Source organism: Pseudomonas sp. CG7 (assembly GCF_023701885.1).
GTDB lineage: Bacteria > Pseudomonadota > Gammaproteobacteria > Pseudomonadales > Pseudomonadaceae > Aquipseudomonas > Aquipseudomonas zanjanensis.
Genome location: NZ_JABAEE010000003.1, coordinates 14,758 through 29,193, shown reverse-complemented (window position 1 = coordinate 29,193; position 14,436 = coordinate 14,758). Strand labels below are relative to the sequence as shown.

The 14,436-nt window shown below is 59.7% G+C and carries 13 protein-coding genes and 1 tRNA gene; 1 reads left to right on the top strand and 13 read right to left on the bottom strand.

Annotated elements, in window-relative coordinates:
• Positions 1–257: 257 nt before the first annotated feature.
• The 10 genes from HGO40_RS02090 to HGO40_RS02045 form a co-directional block, all read right to left on the bottom strand.
• Complete coding sequence (locus HGO40_RS02090; protein WP_250961817.1) at positions 258–671, bottom strand: hypothetical protein; 414 nt, start codon at positions 669–671, stop codon at positions 258–260.
• Positions 672–879: 208 nt separating this feature from the next.
• Positions 880–1,488 carry a hypothetical protein gene (locus HGO40_RS02085; protein WP_250961662.1) on the bottom strand — a complete coding sequence of 203 codons (609 nt, stop codon included), beginning with the start codon at positions 1,486–1,488 and terminating at the stop codon, positions 880–882.
• Positions 1,481–1,846 (bottom strand): hypothetical protein, encoded by a 366-nt coding sequence (locus HGO40_RS02080; RefSeq protein ID WP_250961661.1) that lies wholly within the window; start codon positions 1,844–1,846, stop codon positions 1,481–1,483. Before HGO40_RS02080 ends, HGO40_RS02085 begins: the two co-directional genes overlap by 8 nt.
• A 1,014-nt stretch (positions 1,847–2,860) precedes the next feature.
• Complete coding sequence (locus tag HGO40_RS02075) at positions 2,861–4,702, bottom strand: tyrosine-type recombinase/integrase (RefSeq protein WP_250961660.1); 1,842 nt, start codon at positions 4,700–4,702, stop codon at positions 2,861–2,863.
• 222 nt (positions 4,703–4,924) lie between these two features.
• Positions 4,925–5,000: transfer RNA gene (locus tag HGO40_RS02070), tRNA-Gly, on the bottom strand.
• A 63-nt stretch (positions 5,001–5,063) separates the two neighbouring features.
• On the bottom strand, positions 5,064–5,624 hold the full coding sequence (pgsA, locus tag HGO40_RS02065) for a CDP-diacylglycerol--glycerol-3-phosphate 3-phosphatidyltransferase (RefSeq protein WP_018608070.1): 561 nt from the start codon (positions 5,622–5,624) through the stop codon (positions 5,064–5,066).
• A 32-nt stretch (positions 5,625–5,656) separates the two neighbouring features.
• Positions 5,657–7,480 carry an excinuclease ABC subunit UvrC gene (gene uvrC / locus HGO40_RS02060; protein ID WP_250961659.1) on the bottom strand — a complete coding sequence of 608 codons (1,824 nt, stop codon included), beginning with the start codon at positions 7,478–7,480 and terminating at the stop codon, positions 5,657–5,659.
• 2 nt (positions 7,481–7,482) lie between these two features.
• Positions 7,483–8,124, bottom strand: coding sequence for a response regulator transcription factor GacA (gacA, locus tag HGO40_RS02055; RefSeq protein ID WP_003200277.1), 642 nt, complete (start codon positions 8,122–8,124; stop codon positions 7,483–7,485).
• A 127-nt stretch (positions 8,125–8,251) separates the two neighbouring features.
• Positions 8,252–8,686 (bottom strand): GNAT family N-acetyltransferase, encoded by a 435-nt coding sequence (locus HGO40_RS02050; protein ID WP_250961658.1) that lies wholly within the window; start codon positions 8,684–8,686, stop codon positions 8,252–8,254.
• 10 nt (positions 8,687–8,696) lie between these two features.
• Positions 8,697–9,455: a carbon-nitrogen hydrolase family protein gene (locus tag HGO40_RS02045; protein WP_250961657.1), complete on the bottom strand. Its 759-nt coding sequence runs from the start codon at positions 9,453–9,455 to the stop codon at positions 8,697–8,699.
• 615 nt (positions 9,456–10,070) lie between these two features.
• Here HGO40_RS02045 and HGO40_RS02040 point away from each other — a divergent pair.
• On the top strand, positions 10,071–11,144 hold the full coding sequence (locus tag HGO40_RS02040; protein ID WP_250961656.1) for a 3-deoxy-7-phosphoheptulonate synthase: 1,074 nt from the start codon (positions 10,071–10,073) through the stop codon (positions 11,142–11,144).
• Positions 11,145–11,219: 75 nt separating this feature from the next.
• On the opposite strand, the gene hcnC is transcribed toward HGO40_RS02040, so the two are convergent.
• Genes hcnC through hcnA form a run of 3 tightly spaced genes read right to left on the bottom strand, consistent with a single transcriptional unit; the run spans position 11,220 to position 14,201 of the window.
• Positions 11,220–12,479, bottom strand: a complete 1,260-nt coding sequence (gene hcnC, locus HGO40_RS02035; protein ID WP_250961655.1) for a cyanide-forming glycine dehydrogenase subunit HcnC — start codon at positions 12,477–12,479, stop codon at positions 11,220–11,222.
• On the bottom strand, positions 12,472–13,881 hold the full coding sequence (gene hcnB, locus HGO40_RS02030) for a cyanide-forming glycine dehydrogenase subunit HcnB (protein ID WP_250961654.1): 1,410 nt from the start codon (positions 13,879–13,881) through the stop codon (positions 12,472–12,474). Before hcnB ends, hcnC begins: the two co-directional genes overlap by 8 nt.
• On the bottom strand, positions 13,878–14,201 hold the full coding sequence (gene hcnA / locus HGO40_RS02025; protein WP_250961813.1) for a cyanide-forming glycine dehydrogenase subunit HcnA: 324 nt from the start codon (positions 14,199–14,201) through the stop codon (positions 13,878–13,880). The genes hcnB and hcnA overlap by 4 nt, the downstream gene beginning before the upstream one ends.
• Positions 14,202–14,436 lie beyond the last annotated feature (235 nt).

The window sequence follows — 14,436 nt, the reverse complement described above, 5'->3', positions numbered from 1 at the left end:
TCTCGTGCTTTAATGGCAGCTCGTACCGCTACGCCGGTCATGGAACGATGGCGACACCTAAAAGTGATTTATACCATTGCATGGAAGCTCTACGTACCGACGGACCTGAATTAGCAGGAGACCATGCCTAGTAGAAGCAGGGAGGTTTAGCTCGCATGTACGCAACTGAAAGCTGTAATCCATATGCCAAGGTTTTTTATCGCCCGATCGACGCAGCCATACGCTGGTGCAACCTGATGGCCTATGAAGCACAGATTTTAGAGGTGGCATGGGGTTCTATTACCGCTTTCTTCCAGCAGAGCGTCGCGCTGCGTCAGAAATGCCCGGACAGCTTTCTTTGTTGCCTTAGCGGGCATAGATGCAAGCAGTAGAGTCGCGAACAACTCAGTGTTAACAGATACATGTGGTAGGTCGTCCATTACCGCATATTCAAGCTTGGCGACGAGTTGTTTGTCGCCTGCCCATTGCAAGATCAGGTCTCTGGATAAAACTCCGAACTCCCCGGTGATGGCTTCTTGCGGATCATAGGTGGTTGCGTCGAACCGAAAAAAAGCAAACCTCCAGCCACCGGCTTCCGTTGCCAGAACCACGCGACTGGTCGAAGAGTGCTGCCATGCCTCAAGCGCGGCACGTAGCTGTTGGTCATACATCGCATCAAGAGGTACCGACACATACCACCCCTACTACCTGCCAAGGTCATGGAAACTAACCAAAACTCTTCAGCTCATGTTCCTAGCGGCGAAGATCAGTTAGCCTTCGACAAAATATGCCAGCATCAGATCATAAACACAACATATACCAATACAAAAACAATACAACACAACATGTAGTGCCAAGTGAGAAAGGATAAAAACCGCATCTGCTCCGCGCACAATGCTATCACTGTACATGCAACCACCAAAAAAAGGGGAAGTAATTGGATCCACTTCCTGGTACGCATCTCGATCTGCTTGGCGGCTTGAGATAGCTCAACCGCTCTTGAAATGTCGCAATTTTTTGCGTGGCGTCGTCGAGGAACGCGTCCAGCCTGGCAATCCGTTCCTTATCGTTGAGGGTCGCGTCGTCGGCAATCGCTTTAAGCTCAATCAACTCGTCCAGCGGCTCAAATGAGACAGAGGAATGGCTGCGTTTACAGGAAGCGCCATACTTCACGAGACGCTGCGCAAGCTTTAACTGGCCGGCGTGGGCCGCCATCACGGCCACTCGGAAAATCTCTGGAATCCAGACAATCCCTTCAGCCTCGAAGTCCAGCGTGGCCAGTTGCTCTAGAATGCGCGACTTCCTTGCAGACCATCGCGTCTCTTCATACAGCTCGAGCCACCCGCCAATCGCCAGCACAGTGTCCTTGGCCGCCTCTGCGTCAATCGGCTCATCATGGGCGATCGCATACACTTCAAGGGCCTGGGCGAACACCAATTGCTGCCAAGCCCTATCGTAGTCGTAACGGTCCGACAACCGCTGAGCGGCTCGGTGCAACCACTCATGCATCTGGATCAATCCGATATGACTGGTCGCCCTTTTCTGCCAGATGCGGCGCCTGCGTCGAGCGCTGCAACAAAAGGCGTGTGTAAGGAAAGCTGTCGCGCCGTACACCATCTTCGCATTCGTACTTCACGATGCCTTCCACGAGATGATGGGTCGTCTCGTAGTCGTAATAGTTCCTCACCTCTTTCCACCACTGGAAACAATCAAAAACGCGCTCGTTCCGCAGGCGCCGATAACGCTCGATCACGTCGTCCAGCTGGGACAGGTCCAGTGCTGAGCAATAGGCCTCCCGCTCGTTCGCAACGAAGCCGGTACGCACCTCATCTGAATCCCGCCGTGCAGGTCGCACGATCGCATTCATTCGATTTTCAGACAACGCGATATCGGTCGCACATTGCTCCCAACTATCATGCAGGGAATCGCCATTCGTGATCGCTCGTCTACGGCATTTTAGTGGGGGCAAAATTGGGGGCACATTGAGATTTTTTTAAGCTGAAAATACTGTGCTAGTTGTTAAAGCTATCGATGCAGTGCTTGGGTGGTTGCGGTTGACGCTGAGTCGCGCCACATAGCGTGGTGAACCCGAAGCCTGTAAATACAGTCAAGGTCGTTCTCTCCAAAAAACATGGTTACTGCGCTGATCGTCCCTATGTCTCCATCACCAGGAAGTTCATAACACCCATCGACACGAACCTCCGCCGCTGGAATCATGTGATATTCGATGACTCTGCCGAAGTCTAAGCGAATGCCCGGATCACTTCACCAGCAACAGAGAGCTCCGCGTTACCTACAGCCATCGCCCGAAGCTTGCCTAGCGGACTGTCCAGATCGGCAGCTCATTAACGAAAGTCTTCGCTTCTTCAGGTTCTTGCACCGAGGGGCTGTCCGGGGGACACAAGACTCGAACGCCTCTCAGATGGCATAGCTACCGAGATCCAAGATATCCGTGGGAGTAAATGTGGGAGTATTTTTTCAGATATGAAAAAGCCCAACCGGTGAAGATTGTGCTAAGTCATTGAAAAATATGGTCGGGACGGAGTGATTCGAACACTCGACCCCTAGCACCCCATACATGGGGTAGCTGGATATTCCAAGTTTGTCCGCCAGCCGTGCCTGCCGAACGAAAAAAAACCCGGCACGAGGCCGGGTGGTTATCCGCCATCCCCAAGACGCAGCCCCCAAATGAGAGGGAAGAGCTGACAAGAGAGGGCGGGAGCGAGATGCCAAAGGGTGTATTCCTGCGCAATAGAAGCCTCTTGCCGACCATCTCCGCCGCACCTCAGGCAACGCGTGAAGTCCACACATTTAGGGCAGCCCGAGCTAGATGGACCCAAGCAAGCAGCGACATCCGTTATCACAGCACGAAGACAGCACCTCAGCTTGAACCCAGCGCACTGCAAACGATTTGTGCGGTCCCGTCGAAATTTTCCATATTGAGCATATCGATTGGCGCGCGACCTTTTAATCGCTCATGAGGCTTACAAAGGGCGCCATAAAGCCTCCATGCATCGACATCCGGAAACCGCGCTAGTGCGGCAAGTACCAACTTGTGCCGAAGTGGATCAAGCTGCCAATCGGGAATGCGCTGACCGCGATTCCCCAGGCTCAGGGATAGCAGGCGCCGAGCCTTGATATCGCGGTTGATCTGATCTCGGGATTTGCCTGCCAGTTTGGCGAAGACAAGCAACGGCAAATTATTCGAAGCTTCATAGGTAGCTAGCATCTCGGCGCGCTGGCGTTGTATTTCAGATACTTGGGGATCGCGCAGCTGTTCAGTCTGCGTAGGAGCAGGTAGGACTGGTGAATACTGAGCAGCGTTAAGGACCGGTTCGTTGCTGACGGACGTTTTGGAGGCTGGGACAGTCGTCTCTGGGAAGCCACCGTTGTACAGAACGGCGTTTGCATTCGCGCTTTCCAACGAAGGTAATGAAGCTGCGCCCTCTAAACGAATGGTCAGCGGAGAGCTTGCCGCTTTCAGCTGACCCTGCCCCCAAAGATCCAGACGATTCGCCCAGTCCTGCATCATGGTCCGGCGCTGCTCGACATACTCCGCATGATTGTAGGCTGCACTCACCTTGTCCGGATCAGCATGAGAAAGCTGAGCATCCACCCACACCTTCGGGTATCCGATCTCATTCAGCGCCGTTGAGATCGTCGCCCTCATCCCATGACCGGTGAGTTGATCGGCGTACCCCATCCGACGTAACGCGCCATTCAGCGTGTTCTCGCTGATGCGCTTGCTCAGGTCGCTTCGATGCGCAAACAAGTAGCGTTGCGCAGGGACCACCTGGTCCAGCAAGTGACGCACGATCTCCAGCGCCTGGACTGACAGCGGGATAATGTAAGGTGGTACATTTTGGGCCCGCTTACCTGGCTTGCGCATCGCTAACTGGAGTTGTTTCACCACTTCCGCCGGTATGACCCACAAGCGCTTCTCCAGATCGAACTGGTCGGGTGTCGCCAACCGCAATTCGCCCGTGCGGACACCGGTCAGCAACAACAACCGAAGGCCAAGCCGAGTTTGGTTGGCGCCACCGTAGTTTCGAAGAGCAGCCATCAATGCCGGGAGCTCGTCCGTCCGGAGAAATGGATTGTGCGTAACAGGAGGTTTGGGGAGCGCGACCACATCAAGGTCCGAAGCCGGGTTGTGTTCTAGCCCCTCTATCTTCACCAGCGCATAACGGAACAATTGGTTGAACCACGTCCGGCATTTTTCGGCTGTCGTTAAGGCTTTGCGCTGTTCGATCCTGCTCAGCAAATCCAGCAGATCGTGACGATTGATATCGTAAATAGACCGCCCACCCAGTATGGGCAGGACGTCTTTGTTGAAGACTCTCAGGATTTGCGAGAGCGTGCTCTGGCGCCCTTCCTTCAGGCTTAGCCTGCGGAACTCTACCCACTGATTGAACACGGCCTCGAAGGTGTGCTCCTTCGCAGCATGAACAGCAAGTCGCTGTTGTTTACGATGCTCGTAGGGGTTGATGCCCTGGGCAACCAAGGTACGGGCTTCATCACGACGGGTACGGGCTTCTTTAAGCCCAATTTGGGGGTAACTACCGAGGGACATGCGTTTCTGCTTGCCAGCCCAGTAATAACGGAAGAGCCAGACTTTTCCGCCTCTGGCCGTAACATTGAGTGTGAGACCATCACTGTCACCGAGGGTGTAGTCGTTACCAGTGATTCGGGCATGCCGAACTGTCATTTCTGAGAGTGCCATCGCGAGCTCCTGAATAGAGTCAGGGCCAGATGCTCATCTCGCTACACAAACTGCTCCAGCATTAAAACGATTCAGTGCTCGTCAGAATCCTGGACTCAATTCTGGACTTAAACGCACCGGATAGTGCTGGATTTCAGTGGTTCCCGCTGGAACGAAAAAAGGGCCTAAAGGCCCTGATTTCAATCACTTACAGAATTCAGTGGAACTCTGCAGCGCAATATTTGGAGCGGGAAACGAGACTCGAACTCGCGACCCCGACCTTGGCAAGGTCGTGCTCTACCAACTGAGCTATTCCCGCGTCTTGGTGTGGCGCATTCTATAGATTCAGATTACGCCGTCAACCCTTTGATTCAAAAAAGTTTTATTTCGGCTCTACATCCGTCCGCAGATGCGGCCAGGCGGCGCGCAGGTATTGGACCATCGACCACAGCGTCAGCCCTGCGGAAACCAGCAGCAGTGCGTAACCCAACAGCACCCAGAAACTGAAATCCGAAGGGTTGGCCAGCAGGATCACCAGCGCGAGCATCTGCGCGGCGGTTTTCCATTTGCCGAGGTTCGACACCGCGACCTGGGCGCGGGCGCCCAGTTCGGCCATCCATTCACGCAGCGCCGAGACGACAATTTCGCGGCCGATGATCACCGCCGCCGGCAAGGTCAGCCAGAGGTTGCCGTGCTCCTGCACCAGCAGCACCAGGGCCACCGCGACCATCAGCTTGTCGGCCACCGGGTCGAGGAAGGCACCGAACGGCGTGCTCTGCTCGAGGCGTCGGGCCAGGTAACCATCCAGCCAGTCCGTCGCGGCGGCGAAGGCGAAGACCGAGGCAGAGGCCACGTAGCTCCAGTGGTACGGCAAATAGAACAGCAAAATGAAGATCGGAATGAGCAGGACGCGTAGAACGGTAATCAGATTTGGGATATTCATCGGCACAACTGGCTGCGAGGTTGACGGGCATTCTACTCGCTGTGCAGGTTTGCATAAATCGACTCAGCGAGCTTTTTACTGATACCGGGTGCTTTGGCTATCTCCTCGATGCTGGCACGAGACAGTTCCTGCAATCCACCAAAATGTTTCAACAAGTCGCGACGGCGCGTCGGGCCGACGCCTGCCACACCTTCCAGTGTAGACGTACGGCGCGTCTTGCCGCGACGGGCACGGTGGCCGGTGATGGCGAAACGGTGGGCTTCGTCGCGGATCTGCTGGATCAGGTGCAGCGCCGGCGAATCGCCCTTGAGGGTGAATTCATGGGCGGCATCGTTGAGATACAAGGTCTCGAAACCGGCCTTGCGCGTCGCGCCCTTGGCCACGCCCAGCAGGATCAGGTCGGGCACCATCAGTTCATTGAGCACATCGCGGGCCATGGACAACTGGCCCTTGCCGCCGTCCACCAGCAAGATGTCCGGCAACTTGCCCTCCCCGTCCTTGAGCTTGCCGAAGCGCCGCATCAACGCCTGGTGCATCGCCGCATAGTCATCGCCCGGCGTGACGCCTTCGATGTTGTAGCGGCGGTAATCGGACTTGATCGGGCCCTCCGGACCAAACACCACGCAGGACGCCACGGTCGCCTCGCCACTGGAATGGCTGATGTCGTAGCACTCCAGTCGCTGCGGCGGCTCGTCCAGGTTGAGGACATCGGCCAGGGCCTCGAACCGCGCCGCCACGTGCTGCCGGTTGGCCAGGCGCGCGCCCAGGGCCTGCTCGGCGTTGGTCACGGCCAGTTGCTGCCAACGGGCACGGGTGCCGCGAACGCGATGGCTGATGGTCAGGTCACGACCGCGAAGCTTGTCGATGGCTTCGATCAGGGCCGGGAAATCGTCATGGACCACATTGACGATCAACTCGGCAGGCAAGTCGCGCTCCGGACTGCTGATGTAGTACTGGCCCAGGAAAGCCGCCATGACCTCGGCCACGTCCTCCTCGATACCCACTTGCGGGAAGAAGTTCTTGCTGCCCAGCACGCGACCGCCCCGCACGCTGCTCACATGCACGCAGGCGCCGCCCGGGTTGAGGAACGCGGCGATTACGTCAACGTCACCGCTGCCACCTTCCATGCTTTGCTGGTCCTGCACGCGGCGCAGCAGGCCGATCTGGTCGCGCAGTTCCGCGGCCCGTTCGAACTCCAGGTTGACCGCCGCCTCCTCCATGGCCGCCGACAGTTCATCGGTCAGCGCATTGCTGCGGCCTTCCAGGAACATCACCGAGTGACGCACGTCCTCGGCGTAGACCTGCGGCTCGACAAACCCCACGCACGGCGCCTTGCAGCGCTTGATCTGGTATTGCAGGCAGGGCCGGGTGCGGTTCTTGTAGTAGCTGTCTTCACACTGGCGAACGAAAAACGTCTTCTGCAACAGGCTGAGGCTTTCACGAATCGCCCCGGCGCTGGGATACGGGCCGAAATAGCGACCCTTGGCCTTTTTCGCGCCCCGATGGATGCTCAAGCGCGGAAAGGCCCCATCGGACAAAAACACGTAGGGGTAGGATTTGTCGTCGCGCAGCAGGATGTTGTAAGGCGGGCGCCATTCCTTGATCAGCGTCTGCTCGAGCAGCAGCGCCTCGGTTTCATTGGCGGTGATCGTCGTTTCGATTTGCGCGATGCGCCCCACCAGGGCGGCGGTCTTCGGCGCGAGGCCGGTCTTGCGAAAGTAACTGGCCAGGCGCTTCTTGAGGTTCTTGGCCTTGCCGACGTAAAGCAGGCGCGCCTCACTGTCGAACATGCGGTACACGCCGGGGCGACCGCTGCAAGTGGAGAGGAACGCGCTGGGATCAAACAATTCAGTCATGTTCAGGCGCTGGCATCGACCATGCCGTGGCGCACCGCCAACAGTGTCAATTCGACGTCACTGCTGATCGAAAGCTTCTCGAAGATACGGTAACGGTAGGTGTTGACGGTTTTAGGCGACAGGCACAGCTTGTCGGAGATGATCTGTACTTTCTGGCAACCGACAATCATCAGGGCAATCTGGATTTCCCGCTCCGACAGTGCGTCGAAGGGCGAATCGTTGGTTGGCTGGAACGACTTGATCGCCAATTGCTGGGCGATTTGCGGGCTGATGTAGCGCTGCCCGGCAAAAACCAGACGAATGGCCTGGACCATCTCGTTCAAGCCAGCGCCCTTGGTGAGGTAGCCCGCCGCGCCCGCCTGCAACAGCCGGGTGGGGAATGGGTCCTCTTCACAGACGGTCACTGCGACCACCTTGATGTCCGGGTGACTGCGCAGCAGCTTGCGCGTGGCTTCCAGGCCGCCGATGCCGGGCATCTTGACGTCCATCAGCACCACGTCGGGCTTCAATTCACGCGCCTTGATCAGGGACTCTTCCCCGGATTCAGCCTGGCCAACTACCTGCAGGCCATCGATGTCAGCCAGCATTCGTGTAATGCCCGTACGGACGAGATCATGGTCATCGACCACTAACACCCTAATCAAGCAGACACCTCACGATTTGGTCTTATTTGGGTTGCACGACACCTTAGCAAAAAAGCATCCCGCAGACCTAGCGCAAAGGGACAGATAAAAGTTACAACGCATCTTTATCGGCACGGTATCCAAGGCTTCAAGCACCGGCGTCTCGCTGCATCCTCAGGAAACACTCGTCCTCGCCGACGACCCGCAGGCCCATGCGTTCGTACAACGCCCTGGCCGGATTATCCTTGAATACCGTCAGGCGCAGCGCCGGCCGACGCTCCAGCCCCACCCAGCCCCAAACCTGTCCGCTCGCCCAGGTGCCGGCGCCCTGTCCGCGAAATGCCTGGTCAATCTGCACTTCGCGAATGTACAACGCCCGGGCATCACGGCTGAGGCTGACAAACCCCAGCGCCTGGCCTGCCCGGCTGATTATCCAGTTCTGCCGAATGATCCAGGCCAGGTCGAACGCTTCGTCCTGCCAGAGCAAATCATGCCTGAGGTAATAAGCAAGCATGTTGTCGCAGGTCAGTTGCCGGGCGAAGTCGATATCCCCGTTCGTTGCGGCACGCCATTCGAAACTCATGAATACCTCGTTAAAGCACTGCCACCGGCATGACTTGCCCGGCCCAGCCGTTGGCGTCGCGGCGAACAATCACCAACCACTCGCCCGTGCCCGGTGCTGCCACGAGCAGCGAACCGTCCGGCCCCCAAATGGCGCTGCGGCCAGCCGATTCCCAACCGCCCGTGACGCCGCCATGATTCGCCATCAGCACGGTCATGGCGTGATGCCGGGCATAGCCTTGCAAAAACGTCGTATCCGGCACGTAGCCACCCTCGGTGATCAACACCCCCGCGGCATACAGCGTCGCGCCCTGCCCGGCTGCCGCGGCCGCATGGCTGGCATGGGAAAAATCGGCACACACCGCCAGTGCGATGCGATCCTGCCCCATCGCCAGCATCGAGCCACCATGGCCCGGGGCGAAGGCGACTTCTTCCCCCGGGTGCAGGTGCTGCTTGCTGTACACCCCGAGGGAACCGTCGGCGCCGAGCACCAGCGCGCCGATCAACACCGGGCCGTCCGTCGACAGCCGAATCGGCATGCCCACCACGGTGGTCAGACCGAGCGCTTGCGCCAAATCACGCAGCGGTTGCAGTACGGCATCCTCCGGCAGAACCGCCAGGTCTGCCGCCAGGCCACGTTCGTAACCGGTGAGCGACAACTCAGGAAAGACCAGCAACTGCACCCCCTGTTCAGCGGCGGCCTGCATGAAACGCTGATGGCTCGCGAGGTTGGCGCGAGTGTCCCCCGCAATGGAAATCGACTGGGCGGCGGCGAAGGTTGGAACGGTCATGGTTCATCCCTGGAAGGCGGTGCAAACCTGAAGTGTGTCATAAAGCCCTGCGGACTCAAGCCAGGACGAACACTTACATGTCCTCGATAGAATTTTCTGATTGAACCGGCGCCCCGCCCTCTAGTAAGCTCAGGGCCATTCATCGGAGACAGACCATGTTCGACGCCCTATCACCGCTTAAAACCGCCAGCGCCCCGCGCTCGGTTGCGGCTGCCCGGGCGAACAGCGTTCAAACTCCGGTCAGCTTTTATTTTGGGTATTGGTTTAGCCACTGGCGCGCCTGATACCCAACCGGCGCCCACTTTAAACGGGTCGCCTTCCAGAGTTTTCCAAACCCCCGGTCGGCCTCCCGACCGGGGGTTTTGTTTTTTCGGCTCCAAACATTTTCAGCACCCGACAACTTGAGGATTGAACCATGAACTACGCCACTTATTACCGTTACGACAGTTTTTCCGCCTGGCGATTTACCAGCCACCGTTCGGGACAGCCTGCCGCCTCCGATCGGTCACCTACCGGTGGCAAGCCTCAATTGCGGGCCCATACGGCCAATTGTCGAACACCCCACTAGGACCGGCGCGCGGGAACGAACCCGCCACCCGTCCAGGAAGCCAAATCATGAAATCGTCCGTCTCCGCTTTGCCGCTGTCCACGCTCAATCCTGCCAACGAAGCCCTGACCCTGCGTCTGCCCAGCTCGTTGCAACTCAAGCAGCAATTTCCGCTCAGCACCGCGTTGAGCCACCAAGTGAGCGCCCAGCGCCAGGCCATCCGCGCGAGCCTCGACGGTGAAGATGCCCGCCTGCTGGTCAGCGTCGGCCCCTGCTCGATCCACGATCCGAAATCCGCCCTCGAATACGCCGCCAACCTGGCTCGCCTGGCCCACGAAGTGAGCGACAGCATGCTACTGGTCATGCGCGCCTACATAGAAAAGCCCCGCACGACCGTAGGTTGGAAAGGCCTGGCCTACGACCCTGGCCTGGACGGCAGCGATGACATGGCCGCCGGCCTGACCTTGTCCCGGGCGCTGATGCGCGACGTACTCCAGTTGGGCCTGCCCGTCGCCACCGAACTGCTGCAACCCATGGCCGCCCATTACTTCGATGACCTGCTCAGTTGGGTCGCCATTGGCGCGCGCACCACCGAATCGCAGATCCACCGGGAAATGGCCAGCGGCCTGGGCATGCCGGTAGGGTTCAAGAACGGCACGGACGGCGGAGTCGGCATTGCCTGCGACGCCATGCGCTCTGCGGCCCACCCCCATCGACATTTCGGCGTCGACAGCCAGGGGCATCCGGCGATCATCCAGACGCCGGGCAACCCCGACACCCACCTGGTGCTGCGCGGCGGCCATCGTGGGCCGAACTATGACCGCCAGAGCGTCACGCAGATACACCACGACCTGACCCGCCTGAAAATACCGGCGCGAATCATGGTGGATTGCAGCCACGCCAACAGCGGCAAAGACCCGTTGCGCCAGCCCCAGGTGTTCAATGACGTGCTGGAACAACGGCTGCAAGGGAACCGTTCCCTGATCGGCATGATGCTCGAAAGCCACCTGTTCGAAGGCTGCCAGCCGCTGGGCCCGTCGATGCGCTACGGCGTCTCGATCACCGATGGTTGCCTGGGCTGGGAGTCCACCGAGCAGCTATTGCGTGAGGCTCATCGCAAGCTGCATATAGGCACTGACTGACCTGACGCCATCGCGAGCAAGCTCGCTCCCACAGTTTTTGTCCCCGGGTGGCTGCTGGCTATGTGCAGCGATTGCTCAGGCCAGCTCCACTTCCCTGGGCTTTACCGTCGGCGCCACTTCGAAGCGATCCGCCAGGAACGGGGTGATGTCCAGTGGCAGGGGTTCGTTGTTCACCAGTTTATCCAGCAGCACCCCGGTGATGGCCGAGGTCAGGATGCCGGTGCGAAAATGCCCGCAGGCGTTGAGGTAGCCCGCCACTCCGCGCATCGGCCCCAAGATCGGCAACTCATCGGGCGAACCCGGGCGCAGGCCGGCCCAGGTTCGTTTCAGATTGATGTCGATCAACTGCGGGATACAGCGCACCGCGCCTTGCACCAGCCCTTCGATCTCCGGATATGTCGTGGTCACGTCGAAGCCTTTGTCTTCCGTGGTGCTGCCAATCAGGATTTCGCCGTTGTCTTTCTGCGCCACATAGCAGTCGCTGGTGGTCAGGCAGCCGTTGAGGATTTTCGGCATGCGCTCGGTCAGCAGGATCTGGCCCTTGACCGGCTTGACCGGAATCCGCACGCCAGTGGCCTGCTCGCTCAGGTCCGCCGCCCAGGCACCGGCGGCGTTGATCAGGGTTCGGCAGTTGAACGTCCCCGCCTCGGCGGTTTGCACCCCGGTCACCCGCGTGCCGTTGCGCAGCACCTCGGTCACATGGGTATTGAAGAACAGGTCGACGCCGTTCTGTCGGGCGCCTTCGGTGTAGGCATCGGCCAGGCGGAACGGACTGACCTGGTGATCGCAGAGAAACTCCAGCGCGCCCAGGGCCTCATGGCTGACATTCGGCTCTGCCGCGCGCAGGGCCGCCTGGTCGAGCCAGCGCACCTGGTCTGCCAGGTGGGGAATGCAGGCGACGATGTGCTCAGCGTACGAACGGTCTTCCTCGTCGTAGATCACGAACTTGAGCCCGGTCTCCTCGAACTTGAAATCCATGCCGTGACGGTCGATCAATTCGCGGTGCAACTGCGGATACATTGCGTTGGATTGCAAGGCGAAATCGAAGAACGACTGGGGCAGGATGTGCGGGGTGCTGGCATCCACCGCCACAGCGGCGCCCTGGGTCTGGCGCTTGCGGTTGGCCGACATCATGCGAAAGAAGATCACCCCGCACCCCAGGCCCACCGACTCACCGATGGCCCACAGCCCACCCGCCGAAGCGCGGGTCGCGTTGCCGGGGCGCTTGGCGTCGATCAAGGCGATCTTCAGGTGTTTTCGCTTGGACAGTTGATAGGCGCACGAAGCCCCGATCACACCACCTCCGGCGATGACCACGTCATAGTCCTTAATCATGGGAAACGGCCTCCGTGGCGACGTTCTGGAACGCTGAAAAGGGAATCGGATCGATGGGAAAACGCGGCCTCAGCCAACCGACGTCGGCGCGACCGGTGGCTTCGCGCAAGCGGTCGCTGCAATAGCCAACGCACATTCGCCCCTGGCAATCGCCCATGCTCACGCGGGTGCGCATCTTCAGGCTGGCCATGTCCTGCACGCCTTGCGCCAGCGACCGGTCGATGTCGGCGCGGGTGGCGTGTTCGCAGCGGCAGATCACCGTGTCGGCGGCCGGCAAGGCGGTTTGTCCGGCGCCACGCTGGGTGTAGCGATCCACGGCGGCGCGAAAGCGAATGATCCGCTGCAGTTGCGCCTGGTAGCGTTCCCGTTGGGCCAGGGCCTCGGACGGAGCGAGTACGTTGCGTTGCATCAGGATCGACAGCGCTGCGATGCGCCCGCTGAGCATGGCCGCTTCACCGCCGCGAATCCCGCCCATGTCGCCGGCCAGGTGAATGTGCGCTTCGCTGCTTTGCTGCCACGCATCGGACACCGCCCGCAAATAGCCGTCCTCGCTGAAACCGTGCTCCAGGCCCATCTGCTGGCTCAATTGAGTCCGCGGGATAAACCCGTAGCCAACCGCCAGGGTCTGGGCCGGCACCTGTTCGGTGCGTTTGAGGTCGGGTTCCCAGGTCGTGGAGTAAGGCGCAACGGTGACGTGGCTCAACTCGCCCTCGCCGTCAGCCTGTACCACGCCCCAGCCATAGCGCACGGGAATGCGATTGAGCTTGAGATAGGCCAACATGCTCAGGCCATCGAGGAACAGCTGCGGCTTGTTCAGCAACGCCAGGCTTTCCTTGGCGATCCGGCCGAACGCGCAGGCTTCGAAGACCCCCGCCACCGCCACGCCCGAAGCGTGCAGTTGGCAGGCTACCAGCGGCAGCAACGGGCCGGTACCGGCGATCACCACCGGGCTTGGCGGCCTGACCACGCCGCTCTTGATCTGCAATTGCAGGCCGCCGAGCATCATCACCCCCGGCAACGTCCAGCCAGGAAACGGCACGCTGCGTTCATGACAACCGGCCGCCAGGACCAAATGGGAATAAACGACCTCCCCCAGACGCTCGTCGGCATCCAGCAGCATCAGCGCCCGGAAGCCTTCGGCGCCGATGACCCGGCTGCTTAATCGCACCTCGATCAGGCCGGCGTGTTGCTGGAATTCACCGTGGAGTTTCTCCAGGGCGTCACTGTAGCGCGACCCCAGGTAGTCGAGGCTGACGCCATCGCGCAGCGGCCCGCGATACACGACGCCACCGAGGCGCGGCGCTTCTTCGAGCAGTGTGCAACGAACCCCGTGGGAGGCCAGCTCGATGGCCGTTGCCATGCCCGCCGGCCCACCGCCGACAATCACCGGATCCAGGCTCATGGCGCCTCCGTCTCGGTGATGCGGTTGACCCGGGTTTCGATCTGCATGCCAGGGCGCACCAGGGTCTGGCAGGCACGGCGCTTGTGGCGACCGTCGATCTTGACCAGGCAGCACTGGCACACACCCATGCCGCAGCAGGCGCCGCTGACCTGGTCGTGGTCGTTGCGGGCGACCTGGCGTTGCCCCAGGGACTGGATGACGGTAAGGACGGTTTCCCCGCGGGCGGCGTTGACGACTTGCCCGTCCAGGCGCACCGTCATGTCGGCGCGGGTCAACGGCTGGATATCGAATGTTCGGCGTAGAACGTCTTGAGGTTGCATCATGCTGCTCTTCCTTGAAGGTTCAGTGAAGTTTCGGCTCCTTGCGGCACACATTCACCGGTTCGCGTCGGCACCCGGCAACAGCGCACCGAAGCGGGGCAACAGACGCGACATGATAGTGCGCACGAAATTCATGTTAGGGATTATTTGTGACCAAGTGTTGATCCAGGCCAGCGAATCGGTGTGCCGGTCCATGAACTTTTTTTCAGGAAGCCGACAGCTGATTTTTGGCAGA